This window comes from Streptomyces seoulensis (assembly GCF_022846655.1).
In the GTDB taxonomy this organism is placed as follows: Bacteria; Actinomycetota; Actinomycetes; order Streptomycetales; family Streptomycetaceae; genus Streptomyces.
The window spans coordinates 2009684-2034915 of the sequence record NZ_AP025667.1; the positions used below are offsets into that span (position 1 = coordinate 2009684).

Annotated in this window: 29 protein-coding genes; 15 read left to right on the plus strand and 14 right to left on the minus strand. The window is 73.3% G+C overall.

Going from position 1 to position 25232, the window contains the following annotated elements; translation table 11 throughout:
* Positions 1–5 precede the first annotated feature (5 nt).
* A complete protein-coding gene (locus tag HEK131_RS09200; RefSeq protein WP_217462853.1) occupies positions 6–1088 on the plus strand; it encodes a Zn-dependent alcohol dehydrogenase in 1083 nt (360 codons plus the stop codon).
* Between the two features lie 6 nt (positions 1089–1094).
* On the opposite strand, the gene HEK131_RS09205 is transcribed toward HEK131_RS09200, so the two are convergent.
* The 3 genes from HEK131_RS09205 to HEK131_RS09215 form a co-directional block, all read right to left on the minus strand.
* Positions 1095–2027 (minus strand): DMT family transporter, encoded by a 933-nt coding sequence (locus HEK131_RS09205; protein ID WP_217462854.1) that lies wholly within the window; start codon positions 2025–2027, stop codon positions 1095–1097.
* A 113-nt stretch (positions 2028–2140) separates the two neighbouring features.
* The gene (locus tag HEK131_RS09210) at positions 2141–2854 is read right to left on the minus strand and encodes an ArsR/SmtB family transcription factor (protein WP_244334343.1); all 714 of its coding nucleotides are present in this window, start codon (positions 2852–2854) and stop codon (positions 2141–2143) included.
* 40 nt (positions 2855–2894) lie between these two features.
* Positions 2895–3542, minus strand: a complete 648-nt coding sequence (locus HEK131_RS09215; protein WP_244334344.1) for a TetR/AcrR family transcriptional regulator — start codon at positions 3540–3542, stop codon at positions 2895–2897.
* A 107-nt stretch (positions 3543–3649) separates the two neighbouring features.
* Between HEK131_RS09215 and HEK131_RS09220 the strand changes: the two genes are divergently transcribed.
* Genes HEK131_RS09220 through HEK131_RS09230 form a run of 3 tightly spaced genes read left to right on the plus strand, consistent with a single transcriptional unit; the run spans position 3650 to position 5851 of the window.
* Positions 3650–4801 carry an acyl-CoA dehydrogenase family protein gene (locus tag HEK131_RS09220; RefSeq protein WP_217462887.1) on the plus strand — a complete coding sequence of 384 codons (1152 nt, stop codon included), beginning with the start codon at positions 3650–3652 and terminating at the stop codon, positions 4799–4801.
* Between the two features lie 60 nt (positions 4802–4861).
* Positions 4862–5170: a YiaA/YiaB family inner membrane protein gene (locus HEK131_RS09225; RefSeq protein ID WP_217462857.1), complete on the plus strand. Its 309-nt coding sequence runs from the start codon at positions 4862–4864 to the stop codon at positions 5168–5170.
* Positions 5171–5227: 57 nt separating this feature from the next.
* Positions 5228–5851 carry a TetR/AcrR family transcriptional regulator gene (locus tag HEK131_RS09230; protein WP_244334345.1) on the plus strand — a complete coding sequence of 208 codons (624 nt, stop codon included), beginning with the start codon at positions 5228–5230 and terminating at the stop codon, positions 5849–5851.
* A gap of 16 nt (positions 5852–5867) precedes the next feature.
* Here HEK131_RS09230 and HEK131_RS09235 read toward each other — a convergent pair whose 3' ends face one another.
* On the minus strand, positions 5868–6329 hold the full coding sequence (locus HEK131_RS09235) for a MaoC family dehydratase (RefSeq protein WP_244334346.1): 462 nt from the start codon (positions 6327–6329) through the stop codon (positions 5868–5870).
* A gap of 106 nt (positions 6330–6435) precedes the next feature.
* Here HEK131_RS09235 and soxR point away from each other — a divergent pair, with 106 nt between their 5' ends.
* Together soxR and HEK131_RS09245 are read left to right on the plus strand one after the other, a co-directional pair.
* Positions 6436–6912 (plus strand): redox-sensitive transcriptional activator SoxR, encoded by a 477-nt coding sequence (gene soxR / locus HEK131_RS09240; protein ID WP_244334347.1) that lies wholly within the window; start codon positions 6436–6438, stop codon positions 6910–6912.
* Positions 6899–7621 (plus strand): hypothetical protein, encoded by a 723-nt coding sequence (locus tag HEK131_RS09245; RefSeq protein ID WP_244334348.1) that lies wholly within the window; start codon positions 6899–6901, stop codon positions 7619–7621. Before soxR ends, HEK131_RS09245 begins: the two co-directional genes overlap by 14 nt.
* On the opposite strand, the gene HEK131_RS09250 is transcribed toward HEK131_RS09245, so the two are convergent.
* Both HEK131_RS09250 and HEK131_RS09255 read right to left on the minus strand, forming a co-directional pair.
* Entirely contained in the window at positions 7606–8328 is a 723-nt protein-coding gene (locus HEK131_RS09250) for a 3-keto-5-aminohexanoate cleavage protein (RefSeq protein ID WP_244334349.1), read from the minus strand. The two genes, HEK131_RS09245 and HEK131_RS09250, sit on opposite strands and share 16 nt — an antisense overlap.
* Before the next feature lie 22 nt (positions 8329–8350).
* The gene (locus HEK131_RS09255; protein ID WP_161148869.1) at positions 8351–8953 is read right to left on the minus strand and encodes a hypothetical protein; all 603 of its coding nucleotides are present in this window, start codon (positions 8951–8953) and stop codon (positions 8351–8353) included.
* A gap of 256 nt (positions 8954–9209) precedes the next feature.
* On the opposite strand from HEK131_RS09255, the gene HEK131_RS09260 reads away from it, so the two are divergent.
* Positions 9210–12002: a penicillin acylase family protein gene (locus tag HEK131_RS09260; RefSeq protein WP_244334350.1), complete on the plus strand. Its 2793-nt coding sequence runs from the start codon at positions 9210–9212 to the stop codon at positions 12000–12002.
* 68 nt (positions 12003–12070) lie between these two features.
* On the opposite strand, the gene HEK131_RS09265 is transcribed toward HEK131_RS09260, so the two are convergent.
* Entirely contained in the window at positions 12071–13312 is a 1242-nt protein-coding gene (locus HEK131_RS09265) for an exo-beta-N-acetylmuramidase NamZ family protein (protein ID WP_244334351.1), read from the minus strand.
* 178 nt (positions 13313–13490) lie between these two features.
* Here HEK131_RS09265 and HEK131_RS09270 point away from each other — a divergent pair, with 178 nt between their 5' ends.
* Complete coding sequence (locus HEK131_RS09270) at positions 13491–14264, plus strand: SDR family oxidoreductase (RefSeq protein WP_244451974.1); 774 nt, start codon at positions 13491–13493, stop codon at positions 14262–14264.
* Positions 14265–14376: 112 nt separating this feature from the next.
* A complete protein-coding gene (locus HEK131_RS09275) occupies positions 14377–14970 on the plus strand; it encodes a TetR/AcrR family transcriptional regulator (protein ID WP_217462865.1) in 594 nt (197 codons plus the stop codon).
* A 55-nt stretch (positions 14971–15025) separates the two neighbouring features.
* Here HEK131_RS09275 and HEK131_RS09280 read toward each other — a convergent pair whose 3' ends face one another.
* Both HEK131_RS09280 and HEK131_RS09285 read right to left on the minus strand, forming a co-directional pair.
* Positions 15026–16240 (minus strand): acyl-CoA dehydrogenase family protein, encoded by a 1215-nt coding sequence (locus tag HEK131_RS09280; protein WP_217462866.1) that lies wholly within the window; start codon positions 16238–16240, stop codon positions 15026–15028.
* 5 nt (positions 16241–16245) lie between these two features.
* Positions 16246–17268, minus strand: coding sequence for a phosphotransferase family protein (locus tag HEK131_RS09285; RefSeq protein ID WP_217462867.1), 1023 nt, complete (start codon positions 17266–17268; stop codon positions 16246–16248).
* A 251-nt stretch (positions 17269–17519) separates the two neighbouring features.
* On the opposite strand from HEK131_RS09285, the gene HEK131_RS09290 reads away from it, so the two are divergent.
* Positions 17520–18458: an NADP-dependent oxidoreductase gene (locus tag HEK131_RS09290; protein WP_244334352.1), complete on the plus strand. Its 939-nt coding sequence runs from the start codon at positions 17520–17522 to the stop codon at positions 18456–18458.
* Positions 18459–18554: 96 nt separating this feature from the next.
* Here the strand turns inward: HEK131_RS09290 and HEK131_RS09295 are convergent, their stop codons facing one another.
* Entirely contained in the window at positions 18555–19148 is a 594-nt protein-coding gene (locus HEK131_RS09295; RefSeq protein WP_244334353.1) for a TetR/AcrR family transcriptional regulator, read from the minus strand.
* A gap of 51 nt (positions 19149–19199) precedes the next feature.
* Here HEK131_RS09295 and HEK131_RS09300 point away from each other — a divergent pair, with 51 nt between their 5' ends.
* Entirely contained in the window at positions 19200–19751 is a 552-nt protein-coding gene (locus HEK131_RS09300) for a GNAT family N-acetyltransferase (RefSeq protein WP_217462889.1), read from the plus strand.
* 28 nt (positions 19752–19779) lie between these two features.
* Positions 19780–20256, plus strand: a complete 477-nt coding sequence (locus HEK131_RS09305; protein WP_217462870.1) for a YbaK/EbsC family protein — start codon at positions 19780–19782, stop codon at positions 20254–20256.
* A gap of 74 nt (positions 20257–20330) precedes the next feature.
* Here the strand turns inward: HEK131_RS09305 and HEK131_RS09310 are convergent, their stop codons facing one another.
* From HEK131_RS09310 to HEK131_RS09325, 4 genes are read right to left on the minus strand one after another with little or no spacing between them, the layout of a single operon-like run.
* A complete protein-coding gene (locus HEK131_RS09310; RefSeq protein ID WP_217462871.1) occupies positions 20331–20645 on the minus strand; it encodes a DUF202 domain-containing protein in 315 nt (104 codons plus the stop codon).
* A complete protein-coding gene (locus tag HEK131_RS09315; protein ID WP_217462872.1) occupies positions 20642–21034 on the minus strand; it encodes a YidH family protein in 393 nt (130 codons plus the stop codon). The genes HEK131_RS09310 and HEK131_RS09315 overlap by 4 nt, the downstream gene beginning before the upstream one ends.
* 21 nt (positions 21035–21055) lie before the next feature.
* Complete coding sequence (locus HEK131_RS09320; protein WP_244334354.1) at positions 21056–21571, minus strand: NUDIX domain-containing protein; 516 nt, start codon at positions 21569–21571, stop codon at positions 21056–21058.
* Positions 21572–21589: 18 nt separating this feature from the next.
* Positions 21590–22483 carry a DMT family transporter gene (locus HEK131_RS09325; RefSeq protein ID WP_244334355.1) on the minus strand — a complete coding sequence of 298 codons (894 nt, stop codon included), beginning with the start codon at positions 22481–22483 and terminating at the stop codon, positions 21590–21592.
* 345 nt (positions 22484–22828) lie between these two features.
* On the opposite strand from HEK131_RS09325, the gene HEK131_RS09330 reads away from it, so the two are divergent.
* From HEK131_RS09330 to HEK131_RS09340, 3 genes are read left to right on the plus strand one after another with little or no spacing between them, the layout of a single operon-like run.
* On the plus strand, positions 22829–23803 hold the full coding sequence (locus tag HEK131_RS09330; protein ID WP_432215694.1) for a hypothetical protein: 975 nt from the start codon (positions 22829–22831) through the stop codon (positions 23801–23803).
* Positions 23804–23844: 41 nt separating this feature from the next.
* The gene (locus HEK131_RS09335) at positions 23845–24618 is read left to right on the plus strand and encodes a molybdopterin-dependent oxidoreductase (RefSeq protein WP_244334357.1); all 774 of its coding nucleotides are present in this window, start codon (positions 23845–23847) and stop codon (positions 24616–24618) included.
* Entirely contained in the window at positions 24602–25228 is a 627-nt protein-coding gene (locus HEK131_RS09340) for a cytochrome b/b6 domain-containing protein (protein ID WP_244334358.1), read from the plus strand. Before HEK131_RS09335 ends, HEK131_RS09340 begins: the two co-directional genes overlap by 17 nt.
* The last annotated feature ends 4 nt before the right edge of the window (positions 25229–25232 follow it).

Genomic DNA, 25232 nt, shown 5'->3' on the forward strand with positions numbered 1-25232 from the left:
GCGCGATGACCGTACGAGCCGCCGTCCTGCCCGCAGTCGGGGCCCCGCTGGAGATCACCGGCATCGAACTGCCCGAGCCGGGGCCCGGCCAGGTGCGGGTGCGCCTGGCAGCCGCCGGGGTCTGCCACTCCGACCTGTCCCTGTCCAACGGCACCATGCGGGTGCCGGTCCCCGCCGTCCTCGGCCACGAGGGCGCCGGCACCGTGACGGCCGTCGGTGAAGGAGTGGCCGGACTCGCGCCCGGCACGCCCGTCGTCCTCAACTGGGCCCCCGCCTGCGGAGGCTGCCCGGCCTGTGCGCGCGGCGAGGTCTGGCTGTGCGGCAGCGCGCTCGACGGCGCCGCCCGCGTCCACGCCCGCACCGCCGACGGCACCGAACTCCATCCCGGCCTGAACGTGGGCGCGTTCGCCGAGGAGACCGTCGTACCCGCCGCCTGCGCGCTGCCGCTTCCCGAGGGCGTGCCGCTCACCGACGCGGCCCTCCTCGGCTGCGCCGTCCTCACCGGCTACGGCGCCGTCCACCACTCGGCACAGGTCCGGCCCGGTGAGACGGTCGCCGTGTTCGGGGTCGGCGGGGTCGGGCTCGCGACCCTCCAGGCGGCCCGGATCGCGGGCGCTTCCCGCATCGTCGCTGTGGACGTCACCGAGCAGAAGGAGGAGCTGGCCCGCGCCTGCGGCGCCACCGATTTCGTGCTCGCCGACGAACAGACCCCGCGCGCGATCCGCGCCCTCACGGACAAGCAGGGCGTCGACGTGGCCGTGGAGTGCGCGGGCCGCGCGCAGAGCATCCGCGCCGCCTGGGAGTCCACCCGCCGGGGCGGGCGCACCACGGTCGTCGGCATCGGCGGCAAGGACCAGCAGGTCACCTTCAACGCCCTGGAGCTCTTCCACTGGGGCCGCACCCTCTCCGGCTGCGTCTACGGCAACTCCGACCCCGCCCGCGACCTCCCGGCCATCGCCGCCCACATCCGCGAGGGCCGCCTCGACCTCTCCGCCCTCGTCACCGAGCACATCACCCTGAAGGACATCCCGGCCGCCTTCGACGCCATGCTTGCGGGCCGGGGCGGCCGGGCGCTGGTGGTGTTCTGACCGGACTCAGCGCACCCGGTCGGGCCGGGGCGCCGCGTCCGTCACCCGGGCCGGCGCCGCACGCCCGCGCGACCGGGCCACGGCCACGCCCGCCAGGCACAGGAGGCCGCCGCCCAGCATGACCGGTCCCGGTACCTCGCCCAGGGCCAGCCAGGACATCACCACGACCAGCGCGGGCACGGCGTACGTCGTCGCGCCCAGCTTGGAGGCGCTGGTGCGGGCCAGGGCGTAGGCCCAGGCGGTGAACGCGAGCGCGGTCGGGAAGACGCCGAGGTACACCATGCCCAGCGTCGCCGACAGCGGGGCGTGTGCCGCCTCCGACACCAGTTGCCCGGCGAACGGCAGGCAGGCCACCGCGCCGACCAGGCAGCCGTACGTCGTCACCTGCAGGGCGCTCGCCCGTGCCAGGGCGGGCTTCTGCGCGACCACCCCGGCCGCGTACGCGACCGCCGCGAGCAGGCAGGCCACCACGCCGAGCACAGAGGAACCGCCGCCCCCGGCCGACATGGACAGACCCACGATCACCGCGCCGGTGAACGACACCGCCATCCCCGCCAGCAGCCGGGGCGGCATCGGGTCCCCGAGGAACCGGGCGGCGAACAGGGCGATCAGCAGCGGGCCGACGTTCACCACCAGGGCGGCCGTGCCCGCGTCCACCCGCTGCTCGCCCCAGTTCAGGGCCACCATGTAGAAACCGAACCAGAGCACCCCGGACACCAGGATGCCCGGCCAGGCGGCGCGCGGCGGCAGCCCCTCACGCCGTACGGCGCACAGCGCGGCCAGGGTGAGACCGCCCGCGAGCAGCCGTCCGAGCGCCAGCGCACCCGGCGAGTAGGCGTCCCCGGCGGTGCGGATCACCACGAAGGCGGACGCCCACAGCAGCACGGTGACCACGGCGGCGGCCGCGGGCAGCAGACGATGACGCGGACTGAGGTCCATCGGACTCCTCGGATCGGTGGAGAAGAAGACGGCGGAGAGAAGTAAGGAGAGAAGCGGGGAGAGAAGGAAGGGAAAAAGGGAGGGAAGGAAAGGGGGTGGAGAAAAAGGGGGTGTCAGGCCAGCGCCCGCCCGTCGATGCCCAGCAGGTCGGCCAGCGCACGCGCCCCCGCGGGCGTCACCCGCACCGCGCGCCCCGAGCCCACGCGGACGCACCAGCCGGTGTCCAGCGCGTGCCGGCACAGTGCGGCGCCCGCCGCGCCCCCGAGATGCGGGCGCCGCTCGGTCCAGTCGAGGCAGGCGCGGGCCAGCGGGCGGCGTGTGGAGCGGTCCACGCCGATGCCCGCGTCCCCGAACCAGGCGAGCCCCGCGTCGGTGAGCGCGAACCCGGTGTCCTGGCGCAGCAGTCCGCGCGCGGTCAGCGCGTCGGTGACCGCGATGCCCAGCCGGCCGGCGAGGTGGTCGTAGCAGGTGCGGCCCCGCGCCATCGCGGACCCGGCGCTCGACTCCCGCAAGGAGCGCGGGACCTGGCGCACCGCGTCCTGCGGCAGATGCGCGGCCAGGTCCTCGACCAACTGCGCCGCGCGCGGGTCGGCCAGCCGGACGTACCGGTGCCGGCCCTGACGTTCCTGCGCGAGCAGGCCGCCCGCGACCAGCCGGTTCAGGTGCTCGCTGAGCGTGGAGGGCGCGACCGCGACGTGCCGGGCGAGTTCCCCGGCGGTCCACGCGCGCCCGTCCAGCAGGGTCAGCAGACAGCCGGCCCGCGTCTCGTCGGCGAGCAGCGCGGCGAGCGAGGCGAGAGCGGCGGCCCGCGGGTCCCTGGCGGTCATGCGCCCAGCATGCGGCACGGACACTTCGGTGGCCGCCGAATCATGGCCGGGCCCCGGGCTCCGGCTGCCCGTACTGCCGCTCCAGCCCGTCCAGCAGGGCCGCAAGTCCGGTCTCGAAGGCCCGCTCGTCGATCTTGTGCTGCTGCTCGGCGAGGAGGTGGGCCTGACCGAGGTGGGGGTAGTCGGCGGGGTCGTAGGCGCTCGCGTCGTCCACGAAGCCCGCGGCGAAGGAGCCGAGCGCGGAGCCCATGATGAAGTACCGCATCAGCGCGCCGATCGAGGTCGCCTGCGCGGGCGACCAGCCCGCGTCGACCATCGCCCCGTACACCGCGTCCGCCAGGCGCAGTCCGGCCGGACGGCGGCCGGGGCCGTGCGCGAGGACCGGGACGACGTTGGGGTGGTCGCGCAGCGCGGACCGGTAGGAGACGGCCCAGTCGTGCAGCGCGGTCCGCCAGTCCCGGCCGTCCTCGAACATCGACAGGTCGACCTGCGCGCTCACCGAGTCCGCGACCGCCTCCAGGATCTCGTCCTTGGTGCGGAAGTGGTTGTAGAGGGAGGGCCCGCTGACGCCGAGCTCGGCGGCGAGCCGCCGGGTGGAGACGGCCTGGAGGCCCTCGGCGTCCACGAGGGCCCGCGCCGTCTGGACGATCCGGTCGGTGCTGAGGAGGGGCTTGCGCGGTCGGGCCATGGCGCACATAGTAGGGCTGCGAGCAGAAACTAGCAGTGCTAATTTAAATGTACGTCTTTCAAGGGCCTTGCGGGGTTCCCGCCGAGGCCGTGTGGGGTGATCGCGTGGTGGACCTGGGCTTGAGCGAGGAGCAGGCGGCCGTACGGCAGTTGGCCCGTGACTTCGTGGAGCGCGAGATCGCCCCGTACGTGACGGCCTGGGACCGTGCCGAGGAGGTCGACCGGGGCATCGTGAAGAAGCTCGGCGAGGTCGGCTTCCTGGGGCTGACCATCGGCGAGGAGTACGGCGGCTCCGGCGGCGACCATCTCGCGTACTGCCTGGTCACCGAGGAGCTGGGACGCGGGGACTCCTCGGTGCGCGGGATCGTCTCCGTCTCCCTCGGTCTGGTCGCCAAGTCGATAGCGGCGTGGGGGAGCGAGGAGCAGAAGCGGCGGTGGCTGCCTGGGCTGACCTCCGGCGAGCTGATCGGCTGCTTCGGCCTCACCGAGCCCGGCACCGGCTCCGACGCGGGCAACCTCACCACGCGGGCCGTACGCGACGGCGACGACTACGTGCTCAGCGGCACCAAGATGTTCATCACCAACGGCACCTGGGCCGACGTCGTCCTGCTCTTCGCCCGCTCCACCGACGCCCCCGGCCACAAGGGCGTCTCCGCCTTCCTGGTCCCCACCGACACGCCCGGCCTCACCCGCCGCGCCATCCACGGCAAACTCGGCCTGCGCGGCCAGGCCACCGCCGAACTGGTCCTGGAAGACGTGCGGGTGCCCGCCTCCGCCATGGTCGGCGCGGAGGGCAAGGGCTTCTCCGTCGCCATGTCCGCGCTCGCCAAGGGCCGGATGTCGGTCGCCGCGGGCTGCGTCGGCATAGCCCAGGCCGCCCTGGACGCGGCCGTCCGGTACGCGGGCGAGCGCGAGCAGTTCGGCACCTCCATCGCCCGGCACCAGCTCGTCCAGGAGCTGATCAGCGACATCGCCGTGGACGTGGACGCCGCCCGGCTGCTCACCTGGCGGGTCGCCGACCTGGTCGACCGGGGCGAGCCGTTCGCCACCGAGTCCTCCAAGGCCAAGCTGTTCGCCTCCGAGGCCGCCGTGCGCGCGGCCTCCAACGCCCTTCAGGTGTTCGGCGGTTACGGCTACATCGACGAGTACCCGGTCGGCAAGCTCCTGCGCGACGCCCGCGTGATGACCCTGTACGAGGGCACCAGCCAGATCCAGAAGCTGCTCATCGGCCGGGCGCTCACAGGTGTTTCAGCTTTCTGAGTACCGGCACTGAGTACCTCGGCGGATGTGGCCCGCGCCGCGTCCGCCGAGACTCGTCTCATGAGCGACACACCCGTCAAGCAGCAGAGCACGGCCGCCTTCTACGGTCAGGCCGTCGCCTCCTTCGCCGTCGCCATGACGGCCACCGCGATCGGCATCTACCGGCTGGACGCCAACGCCTGGGTGCGCGGCTTCCTCGCCATCGCCGTCCTCTACCTCGTCACCTCCGCCTTCACCCTCGCCAAGGTGATCCGCGACAGACAGGAGGCCGGGGAGATCGTCAGCAGAGTCGACCAGGCCCGCATGGAGGAACTCCTCACGGCCCACGACCCGTACCGCAAGACCCCAGGTCCGCAGCAGTCTCACTAAGCGGGCGCTCACCTTCGGCGGTATGGTGGTGCTCCTGTCACCGAGGAGGGGCGAGCGATGAGTGCGGCGGAGGAGATGGTCGACGGCGAGGCCGAGCCGTGGGCGGAGGTCACCCCTGACGCGGCCCGGCGGCTTCTCGTCGCCGCCGTGGAAGCCTTCGCCGAGCGCGGGTATCACGCCACCACCACCCGCGACATCGCGGGCCGCGCCGGGATGAGCCCCGCCGCGCTCTACATCCACTACAAGACCAAGGAAGAGCTGCTCCACCGGATCAGCCGCATCGGCCACGACAAGGCGCTCGACATCCTGCGCACCGCCGCGCGCGGCGAGGGCACGGCGGCCGAGCGGCTCGCGGACGGTGTCAGCTCCTTCGTCCGCTGGCACGCCGGCCGCCGCACCACCGCGCGGGTCGTGCAGTACGAGCTGGACGCGCTCGGCCCCGACGCCCGCGCCGAGATCGTCGCGCTGCGCCGCCAGGTGGACGCCGAGGTGCGCGGGATCATCGAGGACGGGGTCGCCGCCGGCGAGTTCGATGTGCCCGACGTGCAGGGCACCACCCTCGCCATCCTGTCGCTCTGCATCGACGTGGCCCGCTGGTTCAACGTGGACGGCCCGCGCACCCCCGACCAGGTCGGCGACCTCTACGCCGGTCTCGTGCTGCGGATGGTCGGGGCCCACTGACCCCGGCCACGCGCCCTCAGAAGTAGTACCGGGACACCGACTCCGCCACGCACACCGGCTTGTCGCCGCCCTCGCGCTCCACGGTGAAGGCGACCGACACCTGGACGCCGCCGGGCACGTCCTCCACGTTCGTGATCACCGCGGTGGCGCGCAGCCGGGAGCCGACCGGCACGGGAGCGGGGAAACGGACCTTGTTCGTGCCGTAGTTGACGCCCATCCGCACGCCCTCGACCGCGATGAGCTGCGGCCCGAAGAGGGGGAGCAGGGACAGGGTCAGGTAGCCGTGGGCGATGGTGGTGCCGAACGGGCCCGCCGCGGCCTTCTCCGGGTCGACGTGGATCCACTGGTGGTCGCCGGTGGCCTCCGCGAACAGGTCGATCCGCTTCTGGTCGACCTCCAGCCAGTCGGTGTGGCCGAGCTGCTCGCCCACGGCGGCCTTCAGCTCGTCGGGGGAGGTGAAGGTCCTCGGTTCTGCCATGATCCCGGCCTCTCGCGTCGCGTGTCTAAGCAACTGCTTAGCATGGTGGGGTGCGCGGCGCCTGTCAACGGCTCGCGGGTCCGGGCGGGTCGGTAGGCTCGGGACGGTGCCCCAGCTTCCCGAGAAGATCCACGAGCTGACCGTAGGCCAGTTGTCCGCGCGCAGCGGCGTGGCCGTCTCCGCCCTGCACTTCTACGAGGCCAAGGGCCTGATCGCCAGCCGCCGCACCTCCGGCAACCAGCGCCGCTACACCCGCGACACCCTGCGCCGGGTGGCCTTCGTACGCGCCGCCCAGCGGGTCGGCATCCCGCTCGCCACCATCCGCGAGGCCCTCGCGGAGCTGCCCGAGGAGCGCACCCCGACCCGCGCGGACTGGGCCCGGCTCTCCGAGGCGTGGCGCTCCGAACTGGACGACCGGATCAACCAGCTCAACCGGCTGCGCGACCACCTCACCGACTGCATCGGCTGCGGCTGCCTCTCCCTGGCCACCTGCGTCCTGTCCAACCCGGACGACGTCTTCGGCGAACGCGGGCCCGGGTCCCGGCTGATGCGGGAGGAGCGCCGGCCGCGTGCGCACCCCTGAACTCACCGCCGCGCTCGCGGAGATCGACGTGGTGTTCAACGGCGAGGCGAGCCGCGCCGAGTTCGGCTGCGCCCGCTACTGCTGCACCGCCGAGGACGCGGCGTATCTGCGGAGCCCGCACACCCGCGTGCCGGCCGCGCTGCTGAACCGCTTCCTGTACAAGTCGCCGCAGCACTTCGCCGACCACGCCGCCGCGATGCGCCGCCTGCTGCCGCAGGGCGCGCACGCCATGGCCGACGGCACCCTGGAGGACACCGGGTGGGGGCCGCTCGGGTTGAGCCGGGTGGACTGGCGGTCCTGGCCGGGAGCCCAGGCGCGAGCGGTCGAGGTGTTCTTCGGCGCCTGGTGGCGGGAGGCCCTCGGCGCCGCCGAGCCGCCCTACCCGGTCCGGGACATGTTCGAGGTCTGCTGCTCCGTACTCGGCGAGGCGGCGCCGCTGCTGGCGGTGTGGGAGGCCGGACCCGAGGCCGACGCGCATCTCGCGGACTGCGTGGAATGGTGGTCGCACGACCTTCTCGCCGACCGCTGGCCCTTCACCTGGTGGCGCCCGGACGACGAGCCCCACACTCGCGAGGAACTCCAGACCTGGCTGGGCCGGCACGCCCCCGCCCGCCTCCGCTCCCTGGGCCTGACCGACCTGGCCGACCGCACGGCCCTGCTCGCGCTGCCGTACGACACCCGCTGGAACGACCCCTACTGGTCCCGCTGAGCCCCGTGCTCCGCCAGCCCCGCAGACACCAACCGGGCGTTCGACAGCGCACGTTGGCCATCGGGCAGGAACAGCGTGTCCTCCAGCCCGATGCGCGTCGCCAGGCCCAGCCGTCCGGCCAGCCGCAGCACCGGCCACGCGCCGCCCTCCTCGCCGTGCAGCAGGACGGGACGGCCATGCGCCGTGCCCAGCTCGGCCAGCAGGGCGTGTGCCGACGCCTCGGCGGTGGCCGGGTCGGGGTCCGTCACCTCCGCCAGCACCCGCAGTACGCGCGGCCCCAGCGGCGAGACCGCGAACCGCGCCGCACCCACCGTGCCGGACCAGAGGCCCGCCTCCACGCCGACGCCCCGCGCGAGCAGCAGCTCCGCCAGCTCCTCGGCGCCCGGCTCATGCCAGTTGACCGAGGCGAAGTCGGGCAGCACCGACCAGGACCGCACCCGCGCCAGCCGCTCGGCCGGACCGGGCTCGGCCCAGGCGCCGGTGGTCACCCCGACGGGCACCCCTGCGCGCTCGCGCAGCGCTTCGACCACGGGCCCGACGACGCGTGCGGACAGGGACTCCCGCCCGCACGGCGTCCGGGGATGCACATGCACCTCCGTGGCCCCGGCGGCGACCGCTTCCGCCGCCGACCGTGCCAACTCATCCGGCGTCAGCGGGACTTGGGCCCCGTCCGCCGCCGTTCTGCTCCCGTTCAGACAGACCTGCACCGGGCCATGGTGCCCTACCCGCTCAGGCCGACATCAGCAGCCGCTCCCGCCGGGCCGAGGCGAGCGCGCCCGCGGTGAGCACCGGGCGGGGCACCAGGATGCCGCAGTCCGTGCAGACGGGTCCGGCGGACGGCTCGTGGTCCAGGCCGTAGCGCCACACCAGCCGCTCGCCGTCGCACACCGGGCACAGGGCCCCCGGCTGCCGCTCCAGCGCTCCGGTCAGCCGGTGCAGTACCTCGGCCAGCGGCTCACGGGGGTGCAGCCGCGGGTCGTCGCACCAGGCGACGCCGAAGCCGCCCCAGGTCATCCGATGCCAGTCGTCCACCGTGCCGGGCCTGCGCAGCCCGTCGTGCTTCTCCTTCTTACGGCGTTCCGCGAACTCGGCCTCGTAGGCCAGCCACACACCGCGCGCCTGCTCCAGCTCCTCCAGTGCGGCCACGAGCCGCGCCGGGTCAGGGGAGCGGTCCTCCGGGCCGAAACCGGCCCGCGCGCACAGATGGTCCCAGGTCGCCCGGTGCCCGTAAGGAGCGAACCGCTCCAGGCACTTGCGCAGTGAGTAGCGCCGCAGCGCCAGATCGCATCGCGGATCGCGCACCTGTCTCGCCAGACTTCGGAATCCGGCCATCGCCCTGCACCTCCGTCACACCTGTGTCCGCTCTTCGGTCACCTCGGCGTCGCCGTACGGCATTCGCGCGACGTCGCCGGATAGACGTGTCGCGGGCCGATCCGGCTCCATCCGATTTCCGATGCCCTCCCATAACGCGCTCCGTGTTGACCGCCGGGCACCGGCCCCAGTGGCCGCCGAACTTGACGCATGTTCACCTTCGTTCGCGGGGATACCGGCGGTAACGTCCGGCCCACCCCCGTCGGGAGGAGCTGCCATGCCACGGCGCACCCCACGTAACGCGTTGTCCGACAGACTCAGAACTCCTCGCACACTCTCCGGGTTCCTGAAGACGGCCTCGATATGCGTCCTCATCGCCGGTTGTCTTTCACCGCTCGGTCAGGCGGCGGCCGCCACAAGCGCCCCCACCGCCGCGAACGACCACTGTTCCGGCCAGTGTTCGGACATCCTTCCGCCGGGTGAGAACGGCAATGCCACCCTGGCCCAGATCCTGCTCAACCAGGCGTTCGGCACCCAGCCCGCGCACGCCGAGGACCAGCTCGGGCCCTACGCGAATCTCGCCACCGGACACCCCGGCCTGACCGACGCGAAGATCAACAACTTTTTCAACGACGCCTCCTTCGGCGTCCCCGCCGACCAGGTCGCCTCCACCGAGAAGCCCGCCGGGCGCACCGACGTGACGATCGTCCGGGACAAGAAGACCGGCGTGCCCCACATCACCGGAACCACGCGCTACGGAACCGAGTTCGGCGCCGGATACGCGGCCGGCCAGGACCGGCTCTGGCTGATGGACGTGTTCCGGCACGTGGGACGCGGCCAGTTGACCGGCTTCGCCGGCGGCGCCCCCGCCAACCAGGGCCTGGAGCAGGAGTTCTACCGCCAGGCCCCCTACACCGAGGCCGACCTCCAGGCGCAGATCGACAGCGCCGTGTCCCGCAACGGCGAGCGCGGACAGCAGGCCCTCGCCGACGTCACCGCCTACCTCGACGGCATCAACGCCTACATCGACGCCTCCGACAGCGGCCGTTACTTCCCCGGCGAGTACGTCCTCACCGGCCACAAGGACTCCATCACCAACGCGGGCACCATCGACCACTTCAAGGTCACCGACCTGGTGGCGCTCGCCTCGGTCGTCGGCACCCTGTTCGGCTCCGGCGGGGGCGGCGAGGTGAACAACGCCCTCTCCCTGATCGCCGCCCAGTCCAGGTACGGCGTCGAGGAGGGCACCCGCGTCTGGGAGTCCTTCCGGGAGCGCAACGACCCCGAGGCCGTCCTCACCCTCCACGACGGACAGCGCTTCCCCTACGCCGGCCGCCCCGACAGCCCCCAGGGCCGCGCCCTGCCCGACGCCGGCTCGGTCACCCAGGAGCCCCTGGTGTACGACCGCACGGGCAGCGCCGCCACCGCCAAGGCGAAGGGCACCTCCACCTCCGCAGCCAGGGACACGCTCAGCTCCGCCAGGCGCGGCATGTCCAACGCCCTGGTGGTCAGCGGCAAGCACACGGCGAGCGGTCACCCCGTCGCCGTCTTCGGCCCCCAGACCGGCTACTTCGCCCCGCAGTTGCTGCTGCTCCAGGAGATCCAGGGCCCCGGCATCAGCGCCCGCGGCGCCTCCTTCGCGGGCCTGAGCATGTACGTCGAACTCGGCCGCGGCCAGGACTACTCGTGGAGCGCCACCACCTCCGGCCAGGACATCATCGACACCTACGCGGTCGAGCTGTGCCAGGACGACCACCACTACCTCTACCGGGGCACCTGCACCGCGATGGAGCAGGTCGAGCGGAAGAACGCCTGGAAGCCCACCGTGGCCGACGGCACCGCGGCCGGTTCGTACGCCATGCGCGTGTGGCGCACCAAGTACGGCCCCGTCCAGTACCGGGCGACCGTCGGCGGAAAGAAGGTCGCCTACACGACCCTGCGCTCCTCCTACCTGCACGAGGCCGACTCGATCATCGGCTTCCAGATGCTGAACGACCCCGGCTACGTCAAGGGCCCCGAGGACTTCCAGAAGGCGGCCCAGCACATCAACTTCACCTTCAACTGGTTCTACGCCGACTCCGCGCACACCGCGTACTACAACAGCGGCGACAACCCGGTCCGCGCCTCCGGTGTCGACGCCGAGTTCCCGGTGTGGGCACAGCCCGCCTACGAGTGGCGGAACTGGGACCCGGCCGCCAACATCGCCGAGTACACCCCGGCCTCCGCCCACCCGAACTCGGTCGACCAGGACTACTACATCTCCTGGAACAACAAGCAGGCCGAGGCGTACACCGCCGCGCCCTGGGGCGAGGGCTCGGTGCACCGGGGCGACCTCCTCGACGACCGGGTGAGCAAGCTGGTCGCGCAGGGCGGGGTGACCCGGACCAAGCTGGTGCAGGCCATGGCCGACGCGGCACTGGCCGACCTGCGCGCCGAGGACGTGCTGCCCAAGCTGCTCAAGGTGGTCAACTCGGCCCCGGTGAGCGACCCGACGGCAGCCGCGGCGGCGGCCAAGCTCCAGCAGTGGCTGGACGCGGGTGCGAAACGCACCGAGACCTCGGCGGGGTCGAAGAAGTACGCCGACGCCGACGCGATCCGCATCCTGGACGCCTGGTGGCCGCTGCTGGTGAAGGCCGAGTTCGAACCCGGCCTCGGCGCCGGCCTGTACGGCGCGTTCGGCGCCAACCTGCCCGTGGACGAGGCACCGTCAGCCGGACACGGCCCGACCGGCGCGCACGCCGGAAGCTCCTTCCAGTACGGCTGGTGGAGCTACGTCGACAAGGACATCCGGGCCGTCCTCGGCGAACCCGTGCAGGGCGGCCTCGCCCGCAAGTACTGCGGCGACGGCAGCCTCACCGCCTGCCGGGACGCCCTGCTCGGCACGCTGAAGCAGGCCGCCGGGCTCACCGCCGCCCAGGTCTACCCGGGCGACGACCTGTGCTCGGCCGGGAACCAGTGGTGCGCCGACTCGATCCAGCAGCGCACCCTCGGCGGGATCAAGCACGGCAACATCAGTTGGCAGAACCGGCCGACCTACCAGCAGGTCGTGGAGTACACCTCGCACCGCTGACCGCTGACCGCTGACCGCTGACCGCTGACCGCTCGACAGCGGCGGCTCCTCACCAGGGGCCGCCGCGCTCAGCGGTACGCCAGGTACCGCGCCCGCACCCGGCGGAACGCCGCCAGCTCGCCGTGCCAGGCGGTCGCCACCTCCTCCGCCCCGGCCCCGGCGTCGATCTTCGTGCGGACCAGTTCCGAACCCGTCAGCTTGTCGATCCAGTTGTCCGGCCGCCAGGCGAAGCCGTCCCACACCCGCCGCGCCGTCACCAGCAGCGCCACCCCGGTGAGCACCGGGTCGAAGGCCGCCCGGTCGTGCACATGGAGCTGGACCCCGCCCACCGTCTTCCCCGCGAACTTGGAGAACGTCGGCGCGAAGTACGCCTCCCGGAACCGCACCCCCGGCAGACCGAGCCCGTTCGCGGCCTCCGCCCAGCGCCCGTCGATCCCCTCCGCGCCGAGGAGTTCGAAGGGGCGCGTGGTGCCCCGGCCCTCGGAGAGGTTGGTGCCCTCGAACAGACAGGTGCCGGAGTACGCCAGCGCGGTCTCCGGCGTCGGCATGTTCGGGCTCGGCGGCACCCAGGGCAGCCCGCACCCGTCGAAGAACATCCCGCGCCGCCAGCCCGTCATCGCCACCGTCTGAAGCGGCACCCGCTCGTCGAGGAACTCCCCGTTGAACAGCCGGGCCAGCTCCGCCACCGTCATCCCGTGCGCCTGCGCGATCGGGCGCCGGCCGACGAACGTGGCGAACTCCTCGTGCAGCACCGGCCCCAGGGCCGCGCGGCCGGTCACCGGGTTCGGCCGGTCCAGCACCACGAACCGCTTGCCCGCGAGCGCGGCCGCCTCCATGCAGTCGTACAGCGTCCAGATGTACGTGTAGAAGCGGGCGCCCGCGTCCTGGATGTCGAAGACGACCGTGTCCACCCCGGAGGCGGTGAAGACGTCGGCGAGCGCCTTGCCGCTCTTCAGATACGTGTCGTAGACCGGCAGCCCGGTCGCCGGGTCGTCGTACCGCCCCTCAGAGCCGCCCGCCTGGGCGGTGCCCCGGAAACCGTGCTCGGGGCCGAAGACGGCGGTCAGCCGCACCCGGTCGTCCGCGTGCATCACGTCGACGATGTGCCGGACGTCGCGGGTGATCCCGGTCGGGTTGGTCACGACCCCGACCTTCCGCCCGGCCAGCAGGGCGTAGCCGTCGGCGGCCAGCCGCTCGAACCCGGTGCGCACCCGGTGCCCCGCACCGGCGTCCGAGGCGGGGGCCGGGACGGCGGCTCCGGCCGCGGCCGTGGCGCTGGTGGCGAGCAGGCTCCGTCTGGACAGCGTCATACGTGGACCTCCGTGAGCGCGGCGGGTGTCATGACCACGGGGACGCTAGCGCCTGGCGGCCCGCCAGGGAACGCGCCGGACCGTGGCCGTCGGGGATTCCCCTTCCCTACGGCATACCGACTGGTTAGTCTGGCGCCGCGGCCGCACCGCCGCGTACAGCCGTTGCCGAAGGAGGCCGCTGGTGGAAGCCGTGCAGGACGCCGGAGTCGTCGTCACCGGGGCGGGCGGAGGGATCGGGGCCGCACTGGCCCGCAGGTTCGCCGCCGAGGGCGCCCGCGTCGTCGTCAACGACCTGGACGCCGACAAGGCCAAGGCCGTGGCCGAGGAGATCGGCGCGACCGCCGTACCCGGCGACGCCTCCGGCATCGTCGCCGAGGCCCGCGCGGCACTCGGCGGCACCATCGACGTGTACTGCGCCAACGCGGGCGTCGCCTTCGAGGACGGGGTGCCCGGCGCCCCGCTGGACGAGCGCTCGTGGGCGGTGTCCTGGGACGTCAACGTGATGGCCCACGTCCGCGCCGCCCACGATCTGCTGCCCGACTGGCTGGAGAACGGCGGCGGCCGGTTCGTCTCCACCGTCTCCGCCGCCGGACTGCTCACTATGATCGGCGCACCCTCCTACAGCGTCACCAAGCACGGCGCGCTGGCCTTCGCCGAATGGCTGTCCCTCACCTACCGCCACCGGGGCGTCAAGGTGCACGCCATCTGCCCGCAGGGCGTGCGCACCGACATGCTGGCCGCCACCGGCAGCGCGGGCGACCTGGTGCTCCAGCCGACCGCCATCGAGCCGGCCGACGTCGCGGACGCCCTCTTCGAAGGCATGGCCGAGGACCGCTTCCTGATCCTGCCGCACCCCGAGGTCGCCGAGTACTACCAGGCCCGCGCGGCCCTCCCCGACAAGTGGCTGGGAGGCATGAACCGCCTCCAGCGTGCCTGGGAGGAGTCCCGCTGACCCGGCCCGCGCCACCCGCGGCCGCCGCGGGATGGGAAGATCCTCCGGCGGGAGAGCGTTCCCGCGCCAGGTGAGATCAGTCTTCGACACGACGGAAAGGCAGGTGGCGGCAGTGCCCAGGACCACGGACGGAGACACGACGCCCGTCCCGCGGCGGCTGCTGGACGCCGCGACCCGCCTCTTCGCCGAGCAGGGCTACGACCGCACCTCGGTGCAGGAGATCGTGGAGGCCGCCGGAGTCACCAAGGGCGCGCTCTACCACTACTTCGGCTCCAAGGACGACCTCCTGCACGAGGTCTACGCCCGTGTGCTGCGCGTCCAGCAGGAGCGCCTGGACGCCTTCGCGGACGCCGACGAGCCGGTGGAGAAGCGGGTGCGGGACGCGGCCGCCGACGTCGTCGTCACCACCATCGAGAACCTCGACGACGCGATGATCTTCTTCCGCTCGATGCACCACCTGAGCCCCGAGAAGAACAAGCAGGTCCGCGCCGAGCGCCGCCGCTACCACGAACGGTTCCGCGCGCTCATCGAAGAGGGCCAGCGCGAGGGCGTGTTCACCACCGCCACCCCGGCCGACCTGGTCGTGGACTACCACTTCGGCTCGGTCCACCACCTGTCCACCTGGTACCGCCCCAAGGGCCCGCTCACCCCGCAGCAGGTCGCCGACCACCTCGCCGACCTCCTCCTGCGCGCCCTGCGGCCCTGACCGCACGCGTAAGGGGCGCCCGCCATCGCGGGCGCCCCTTACAACAGTGCTTCCGCTACAGGTACTTCTTCAGCTCACGCCGGGCCAGCGAGCGCTGGTGCACCTCGTCCGGACCGTCCGCGAGCATCAGCGTGCGCGCGCCCGCGTACAGCTCGGCCAGCGGGAAGTCCTGGCTCACCCCGCCCGCGCCGTGCAGTTGGATCGCCCGGTCCAGGATGTCCACCACCGCGCGCGGGGTGGCGATCTTGATGGCCTGGATCTCGGTGTGGGCGCCCCGGTTGCCGACGGTGTCCATCAGCCAGGCCGTCTTCAGCACCAGCAGCCGGAGCTGCTCCACCGTCACCCGAGCGTCGGCGATCCAGTTCTGCACCACGCCCTGCTGGGCCAGCGCCTTGCCGAACGCGGTACGGGCGACCGCCCGCCGGCACATCAGCTCGATGGCCCGCTCGGCCATGCCGATCAGCCGCATGCAGTGGTGGATGCGACCCGGACCCAGCCGGGCCTGCGCGATGGCGAAGCCGCCGCCCTCCTCGCCCACCAGGTTGGCGACCGGCACGCGCGCGTGGTCGAAGACGACCTCCGCGTGGCCGCCATGGGAGTGGTCCTCGTACCCGAAGACCCGCATGGCCCGCTTCACGGTCACACCGGGCGTGTCACGCGGGACCAGCACCATCGACTGCTGGCGCCGGATGTCCGCGCCGTCCGGGTCGGTCTTGCCCATGAGGATGAAGATCTCGCAGTCCGGGTTCATCGCCCCGGAGATGTACCACTTGCGCCCGGTGATGACGTACTCGTCACCCTCCCGCTCGATCAGCGTGGTGATGTTGGTGGCGTCCGAGGAGGCCACCTCCGGCTCGGTCATGGCGAACGCCGACCGGATCTCCCCGGCCAGCAGCGGCTCCAGCCACCGCTTCTTCTGCTCGTCGGTGCCGAACTGCGCCAGCACCTCCATGTTCCCGGTGTCCGGCGCCGCGCAGTTCAGCGCGGTCGGCGCCAACTGCGGGGACCGGCCGGTGATCTCGGCGAGCGGCGCGTACTGGAGGTTGGTCAGCCCGGCACCGTGCTCCGGGTCGGGCAGGAAGAGGTTCCACAGACCCTGCCTGCGCGCCTCGGCCTTCAGCTCCTCCACCACCGCCGGGGTGTCCCACGGGGAGGCCAGCAGGGCCCGCTGCTCCTCGGCGACCGGCTCGGCCGGGTACACGTACTCGTCCATGAAGGCGAGGAGCCGCTCCCGCAGTTCCTCCGTGCGCGCGTCGAACGCGAAGTCCATCTGCTTTAGCCTTCCTGAAGAGTGGTCAGTCCGTGGTCGATGAAGACGGGCACCAGGTCCCCGATGCGGTCGAAGCCGCGCCCCACCGTCTGGCCGAGGGTGTACCGGTAGTGGATGCCCTCCAGGATCACGGCGAGCTTGAACCAGGCGAACGCCGTGTACCAGCCGATGTCCGAGACGTCGCGCCCGGAGCGCTCCGCGTACCGCTCGATCAGCTCGGCGGGGGAGGGGTGGCCGGGGGCCTCGGCGGTGGTGGAGACGGGGGAGTCCGTCATGCCGAGCGGCTGGCTGTACATCACCAGCAGGCCCAGGTCGGTCAGCGGGTCGCCGAGGGTCGACATCTCCCAGTCGAGGATCGCCTCGATCCGGTCGCCGTCGCCGATCAGCACGTTGTCGAGGCGGTAGTCGCCGTGCACCACGGCCGGGGCCGGGGAGGTCGGCAGGGAGCGGCCGAGGGCCGCGTGCAGCTCGTCCACGCCCGCCAGTTCGCGGTTGCGGGAGGCGTCGAGCTGCTTGCCCCAGCGGCGCAACTGGCGGTCCAGGAAGCCCTCGGGGCGGCCGAAGTCGGCGAGGCCCACCTCGGCGGGGTCCACCGCGTGCAGCTCGACCAGCGTGTCCACCAGCGACAGCACCGCGTTCCGGGTGCGCTCCGGGCCGAGCGGCGCGAGCTGGTCCGCCGTGCGGTACGGGGTGCCCTCGACGAACTCCATGACGTAGAACGGCGCGCCCAGCACCTCGTCGTCCTCGCACAGCAGCACCGGCCGGGGGACCGGCACGCGTGTGGGGTGCAGGGCGCTGATCACCCGGTGCTCGCGCCGCATGTCGTGCGCGGTGGCCAGCACATGGCCGAGCGGGGGCCGTCTGACGACCCAGCGCGAGGTGCCGTCGGAGACGGCGTAGGTGAGGTTCGACCGGCCGCCCTCGATCAGCCTGCCGGTCAGGGGGCCGGTCACCAGGCCGGGCCGTTCACGGTCGAGCAGCGCGCGCAGCCGGTCGAGATCGAGTCCGGGCGGGTGGTCGGCGCTCATTCATCACTCCTACGAACGGGTGAACAGGAACCCGACACATGATGCCGACCGGTCGGTATGCCGTCCAGTGTGTTCACCGGAACCGTGCCATGACGTGACCGGGCACACCTCCTCGGCCAAGGCGCCCACTTCCGGGGGACCCGGGGGATAGGGGCGGGCGGCGACGGACAGGCTACGTGCGAACGCCGCGAACCGCTCATACCGGGACACCTGGGTTGCGTGGCGCGTGAACACCCTGGAGGGTCCAGATCATGAAGGCCATCAGCTACCGCCGCTACGGCGGCCCCGAGGTGCTGGAGTACGGCGAGCTCCCCGAGCCGAAGGTCGGCCCCGACCAGGTGCTGATCCGGGTGCGCGCGGCCGCGGTCAACCCGGTCGACTGGAAGTGCCGCGAAGGCTATCTCGACCCGATCCTCAACACCGTCTTCCCCGTCGTCACCGGCTGGGACGTCAGCGGCGTCGTGGCGCGACCCGGCGCCTCCGTCGTCGAGTACGAGGAGGGGGACGAGGTGATCGGCTACGTCCGCGAGGACCTCCTCTCGCTCGGCACCTTCGCCGAGTACATCGCCGCCCCGGTGCGCACCCTGGCCCGCAAGCCCGCCGCGATGTCCTTCGAGGAGGCCGCAGGACTGCCCCTGGCCGGCCTCACCGCCTACCAGGTCCTCGTCCAGATCCTGAACGTCAGGCGCGGCGAGACCGTGCTCGTCCACGCGGCCGCCGGCGGCGTCGGCTCCCTCGCCGTGCAGATCGCGAGCCATCTGGGCGCCCGCGTCATCGGCACCGCGAGCGAGCGCAACCACGCCTACGTACGCAGTCTCGGCGGTGAACCCGTCAGCTACGGCGAGGGCCTGGCCGAACGGGTGCGCGGGATCGCACCCGAGGGGGTGGACGCGGCCTTCGACACCGTCGGCGGCGAAACCCTGAAGATCTCCGCCCAGCTCCTCACCCCCGGCGGCCGCCTCGCCTCCATCGCCGACCCGGACGTCACCGAGTACGGCGGCCGCTACTGGTTCGTCCGCCCCGACGCCGAGGACCTCACCGAGCTCGCCCGGTTGGCCGACCAGGGTGCCGTCTCCGTCCACGTGGACCGGACCTTCCCGCTGGAGCGCACCGCGGAGGCCCAGCAGCTCAGCCAGGAGGGCCGCACCCGGGGCAAGATCGTCGTCACGGTGGCCGGGGAGGACGACTAGGGACCGCGGACACGCGCCGGGCGGCCGGTCGCCGGGCAGTGGTCCGAGCCGTCACCCGGTGCGGGGGGCCAGCCCGGCCCGCAGTGGCCCGAGCCGTCATTCGGTGCGGGGGGCCAGCCCGGCCAGGTACTCGTCCAGCAGCTCCACCTGCCGCTCGGGCGGGAACTGGGCCGGAGCGAGCAGCGCCTGCACCACCAGGCCGAGGGTGAAGGACTGGGCGCCCGTCGCGATACCGGCCGGGTCGCCGGGGGCCACTTCGCCGCGGGCCTGGGCGGCGGCCACGCGTTCCGCCAGGCGGGCGCGGCTCTCGGCGTACCTGCGGGCGTGGCCGGCGCTCAGGGCGGGGTCGGAGAGGGCGGTGTCCCAGGAGGAGACCCAGACGCGGTTGCTGTCGGTGGCCTCGGGGGTCAGCGGCAGGATGTCGAGCAGCGCGTCCCGCAGCGCCGCGAGACCCGGCCCGGTGGAGCGGCGGGGCCGGGCGCGGGTGCGCCGGTCGAGCAGGTCGAGGGCGTACTCGACCAGGGCCGGCTTGGTCGGGAAGTAGTGCGTGAGCAGGCCCGTGGTCGCGCCGAGTTCGGCGGCGACGGCGCGCAGCGTCAGCCCCGCGAAGCCGCGCGTGGCCATGACCCGCCAGACCGCCTCGGACACGTCCCGCCGGCGGGCCTCGTGATCTCCCTTGGTGCGTGGCATGCCGCCACGGTACATTGCCATAACACTTGTTACGTGAACGGGGAGGCCCACATGTTCCTGCTGCCGCTGCGCGACGGCGCCCACCTCGCCCCGCTGGAGCCCTGGCACGCCGAGGAGTTCGCCGAGCACCTGGACCGTGCCCGCGAGCACATCCGCCCGTGGGTCGGCGCCGCATTCGTCACCGAGGACGTGCCGGGGGCGCGGGCCACCCTCGAGCGGTACGCGGCCCGCCAGGCCGCCGACGGCGGCCGTCTGTACGGCATATGGCGGGACGGCACCCTGGTCGGCGGCGTGATGTTCACCGACTTCAGCACGGCCCTCGGCTCGTGCGAGGTCGGCTGCTGGCTGGAGCCGTCCGCCGAGGGCCACGGCCTGATCACGCCGGCCTGCGCCGCGCTGCTGGACTGGGCGTTCGGCACCCGTCGCCTGCACCGGGCGGAGTGGCACTGCCGGGCCGACAACGACCGCAGCGCGGCGGTGGCGAAGCGGCTCGGCATGACACTGGAGGGCATACGACGCGAGGCGTGGCCGTACGCGGGCACGCGGCACGACAAGCAGGTCTGGGCGGTCCTCGCGCCTCAGTGGCACGCTCGGGAGCGGTGACCGACGCCCCTGCCCGGAAAGGAACTTCATGCACGAGCGAGTACGACGGGTCAGCACCGCCCTGCGGGAGCACGGCAGTGCCGCGAAGGTGGTCGAACTGCCCGCCCCGGCCCCCACCGCGGCCGACGCGGCCGCCCAACTCGGCTGCACCGTGGGAGCGGTCGCCAACAGCCTGGTCTTCTCCGTGGACGACACGCCCCTGCTCGTCCTGACCAGCGGTGCCCACCGGGTCGACACCCGGCTGCTGGCCCGCCTGACCGGGGTCGGGCGCGGCAGGATCCGGCGCGCCGACCCCGCGTTCGTCCTGGAGGTGACCGGCCAGGAGGTCGGCGGCGTGGCACCCGTGGGCCATCCCCGGCCGGTGCGCACGCTGGTCGACGTCGCGCTGGAGGAGCACGGGCAGGTCTGGGCGGGCGCGGGCATGCCGCACACCGTCTTCCCCACCACCTTCGCGGAGCTGGTGCGCATGACGGGCGGCGAGCCCGCCGTGGTGGCCGCGGACTAGGGGGCGTCCTGTCGGTCAGGCCGGATCAGGGAGCGGTGCCAGGCGTCGCGGTCCCGGCCTGATCGGCGAGTCCCCTAGGCCACCAGTACCGCCGCGCACACCGCCAGTGCCACCGCGCACCCCGTCGCCGCCCACGCCAGGCGCGGGGACAGCGCGGCGGGCACCGCGCTCGCCGCCAGGGTCCGGATGCGCAGATGGGCCAGCGCGAGGAAGGCCAGCCAGCACAGGCAGCACAGCAGGACCAGCACCGCCCCGGTCAGCGGACTGGCCGCCCGGACCGCGGCCCGTATCGCCAGTACCGCGGTCACCGTGCCTGACAGCGTCGTGCGCCGCCACGCCAGCCGGGTGCGCTGCGGCTGGAGCCCCGGGTCCCCGGCCGGAGCGGTCATCCCGCCCATCCGGCCAGCACCACCACGACCATCGCCACGGCCACCACCGCCACCAGCAGACTCAACACGGCCGGGAACCGGGACACCGGCAGATCCTCGCCCCGCCGCATCGCCTGCTCGCAGCGCACCCAGTGGTGCACCGCCCGCAGCGCGCACAGCACCCCGCCGCCCAGCAGCGCCAGCGCCAGCCCCACCCGCCACGCCCAGCGCAGGTGCGGCAGGAACTGGTCGACCGCGAACCCGCCGCCGATCAGCGCCAGCGCGGTCCGCAGCCAGGCCAGGAAGGTCCGCTCGTTGGCCAGCGAGAACCGGTAGTCCGGGGTGGTGCCCTCGTCCCGCACCCGCTCGGGCGCGAACCAGAGCCGGGCGTTCCGCACGAATTCGCTCACACGCCGGACCCTACCGGCGCCTCACCCGGCCGCCCGGAACACCCTCAGCCGCTCGTGCGCGGCCAGCCCGTCCGGCACCCACTCCCACTCGCCGAGCCGCGCCGCGACCTCCTCGTCGGTGAGGAAGGCGTGCCACTGCACCTCCTCCACCTGCGGCCGTACCGGCAGCTCGCAGCGCACCTCGTACACCGCCGACCACCAACTGAGCCCCGTCCCGTCCTCGTAGAGGAACTTGAAGAGGAACGACGGCTCCGGCAGCCCGCTCACCCCCAGCTCCTCCTCCGCCTCGCGCAGCGCCGCCTCGTCGTAGGACTCGCCCGCCCCCACCACGCCCCCGACGAAGGGGTCGTACAGCGCGGGGAAGACCAGCTTGGTCGCGGTGCGCCGGTGCACGAAGAGACGGCCCGCGGCATCGCGGACCTGGATGAAGACGCAGCGGTGACGCAGCCCCCGGGCGTACGCCTCCCCGCGCGCTGCCTGGGTGACGACACGGTCGTGCTCGTCCACGATGTCGAGGATCTCGTCGGCGGGATTCATGCCCGCCATCCAAGCAGCTCAGTTCCGCTGGAGGTCCCGCACCGGCCGCTCCTCGGCCGCGCCGCACGGCATCGCCGGGTGCAGCCCCAGCAGCACGATGCCCGCGACGACCGCCGCGAGCCCGGCCGCCTCCCAGGCCAGCGCCCCGGTGTCGGTGTGCAGCCGGTCGCCGAGGAAGCCGACCCCGCACAGGATGCCCGCGAGCGGCTGGGCAGCGGTCAGCGCGGGCAGCGACATGCGCAGCGGGGCCGTCTCGAACGCGCTCTGCACCAGCAGCAGCCCGGTCACCCCGAGCGCCAGCACCGCGTAGGGATGCCCGCCGGTGAACAGCTCCGTGACACCGCCCTCCCGGAAGCGGATGCTGCTGACCCGGGTCAGCGCGTCCTGCACGCCGTAGAGGAGCCCGGCGGCCGTCGCCAGCAGCACCGGGCTCCAGGTCCGCCGCGAGCGTTTCGCCCAGCCGGCCAGCGCCAGCGCCACCCCCACCATCACGCCGAGGATCAGCCAGTGCCGGACGGGATCGGTGACGGCGGTGCCGCCGCGCGGCCGGCCCGCCAGGATGAACGTGCTCACCCCGCCCGCCAGCAGCACCAGACCGGTCCAGCCCTGCCGGCCCACCGACTGGCCGCTCTGGCGGCGGGACAGGGCGAGCGCGAACAGCAGATTGGTGGCGAGCAGCGGCTCCACCAGGGAGATCTCGCCGTTGCCGAGCGCCACCGCGCCCAGCGCCATGCCCGCCACCATCAGCGCCGTACCGCCCAGCCAGCGCGGCACCCGCATCAGGTCCAGCAGCAGCCGGAAGGACAGGAAGTCGCTCGGCGGCGCGTCGCGCGCCACGTTCTGCTGGAGCACGAACCCGAACCCCAGGCACGCCGCCGCACCGACGGCGAGGAGGAGAACCAGAACGGACACGCTGCGTACCTCGATCATCGGCCGGGCCACGATTGCGTAGTGGCCGACTGTAGCGCCCTGAAGCGGCACAGCCGTGGAGAGTGCCCGGAAGCGGGCATGTTTCGGTGGAACCGTCCGGTCATGTTCCGACGCTCCGCCGCCCGGCGCCATGGCGTACGCCACACCCGCCGCCTCCGGACCGGCGTGTCCGGCGCCGACCAGGGCACCTGTCCCTCAAGTCCCCCTGCTGACCCGGTGGTTGAACTCGGCAACACCCTGATTCCGCTTGACGCAAACCTGGGCGGGGAGTTTGCTGTGAGTGATCGGCCGATGGCAGCCCGAAAAACAGGAAGTCCTGCGGTGCCCCTGACCCCGCCCCCGCCCGTCACAGACCGGGCCCCCTCACGACCGCCCGGCGCCCGCGCGCCCGAGCGCTCCGGCACCTTCGACGCCGCCCTCGGCGACGCCGAACTCCTCGCCGCGCGCTCCGCCCTGGCCCAGGGCCGCCCGCAGTCCGCCCGCTCCCTGCTGCTGCACACCGGCGACGACTGGGACCGCCGGGGCCACCGCGTCACCGTGCTCGCCGCCGGACCCGGCGCCCACACCTGGGCGGGGCAGTGGCTGCTCGCCGAACCCGGCTCCGCCGACGCCGCCACCCTGCTCGCCCTGGCCCTGGTCCACCGCGCCCTGCGCGGCGAGGAGGACCCCGGCCACGCCCGCGCCTCCTGCCGCACCGCCGCCGAACTGGCCCCCGCCGACCCCACCCCCTGGCTCGGGCTGCTCCTGCTGACCCGCGCCCTGGGCCCCGAGGCGGAACTGACGGCCGCCTTCAGGGAACTGCGCGCCCGCCACCCCGAGCACCACCACGGCCACCACCTGCTCATCGCCGCCCTCGCCGAACGCCCGCCCGGCGGCCCCGAGTCCCACGAGGCGTACGACGCCGCCGAGCGCGCCGCGGCCGAGGCACCCGCCGACTCCCCGCTCGCCGTCCTCCCGGTCGTCGCGTACGCCGAACGCCACCGCGTCCTCGCCGCCGCCGGCCTCGCCCCGGCCGTCCCCGGCCCCACCCCCTGCGCCCACTGGACCGGGCCCCGGGCCCGCCGCGTCCTGCGCGCCGCCTTCGACTGGTGGCTGGAGTGGGAGCACGACGAACACCCCAGACGCCACATCGACCTCAACCACCTCGCCTTCGCCATGTCCGCCGCCGGCCGCCCCGCCGAAGCCGCGGCCCTCTTCCACCGCATCGGCCCCCACGCCACCCCCGCCCCCTGGTCCTACACCGGCCAGGACCCCTGGACCGCCTTCCACCAGGCCCGCACCCACGCCCGGGCCATCGGCTGATCCCGGGGAACACTGGCCCCACCGCCCCCGGACGTGCTCGAATGTTCGACGTGACCCCCGACCCGGACCGGCACACCCCCGGGCCCCCCGACGCCCCGGCCGACCCCGACGCGCACGGCAAGCCCATCGGCCGCCGCCTCTTCCTCGGCACCCTCGGCCTGGGCGCGCTCGGCGTGGCCACCGCACCCTGGCTGCAGAGCGGCGCGGAACGCACCCTCGGGGCGCTCTCCGGCCAGGACCCCACCGGACTGAGCGGCCTGCTCCCCAACGGCGGCGGCTTCCGGTACTACTCCGTCGCCGCCTCCGTCCCGCGCAAGGGCCCCGCCGACTACCGGCTCACCGTCGACGGCCTCGTCGACCACCCGCGCTCCTACACCCTCGCCGACCTGCGCGCCCTGCCCCGCACCCGGCTGACCAGGGACGTCCAGTGCGTCACCGGCTGGCGCGTCCCCCAGACACCCTTCGAGGGCGTACGCCTGAGCACCCTGCTGGACGCGGCCGGGGTACGCCCCACCGCCAGGGCCATCCGCTTCACCTGCTTCGACGGCACCTACACCGAGAGCCTCACCCTCGACCAGGCCCGCCGCCCCGACGTCCTGGTCGCCCTGCGCATGCAGGGCAAGGACATCGGCCACGACCACGGCGGCCCCGTCCGCCTCTACGTGGCACCGATGTACTTCTACAAGTCCGCCAAGTGGCTCTCCGGCATCACGGTCAGCGACCATGTCCGGCCCGGCTACTGGGAGAGACTCGGCTACGACGTCGACGCCTGGGTCGGCCGCTCGAACGGACGGACCGATGACCCTACGAGCTGACGCCCCGGCGCCCACGAGGGCCCGCGTCCACCGCTTCACCCCCGCCGAACGCTGGGTGCACCGCACCGGCGCCGCCCTCATGGGCCTCTGCGTGCTCACGGCCGCCTGCCTCTACGTGCCCCAGCTCGCCGTCCTGGTCGGGCGCCGTGAACTCGTCGTACGCGTCCACGAATGGGCCGGACTCGCGCTGCCGGTGCCCGTGCTGCTGGGCCTGGTCTCGCGGGCGTTCCGCGCCGACCTCGGCGTGCTCAACCGGTTCGGCCCGCACGACCGGCGCTGGCTGCGTGCCGCGCTGCGCCGCGACACCCGCCACTCGGCGCGCCCGGCGGGCAAGTTCAACGCGGGGCAGAAGATCTACACGGCCTGGATCGCCGGAGCCGTCCTGGTGATGCTCGGCACCGGCCTGATGATGTGGTTCACCCACCTCACCCCGCTGCTGTGGCGCACCTCGGCCACCTTCGTGCACGACTGGCTGGCGCTCACCGTCGGCGTGGTCCTCGCGGGACACATCGGCAAGGCCCTCGGCGACCCGGAGGCACGGCGGGGACTGCGGACCGGCACGGTGAGCCGGGAGTGGGCGGAGCGGGAACACCCGCTGTGGCGCCCGTGAGCGT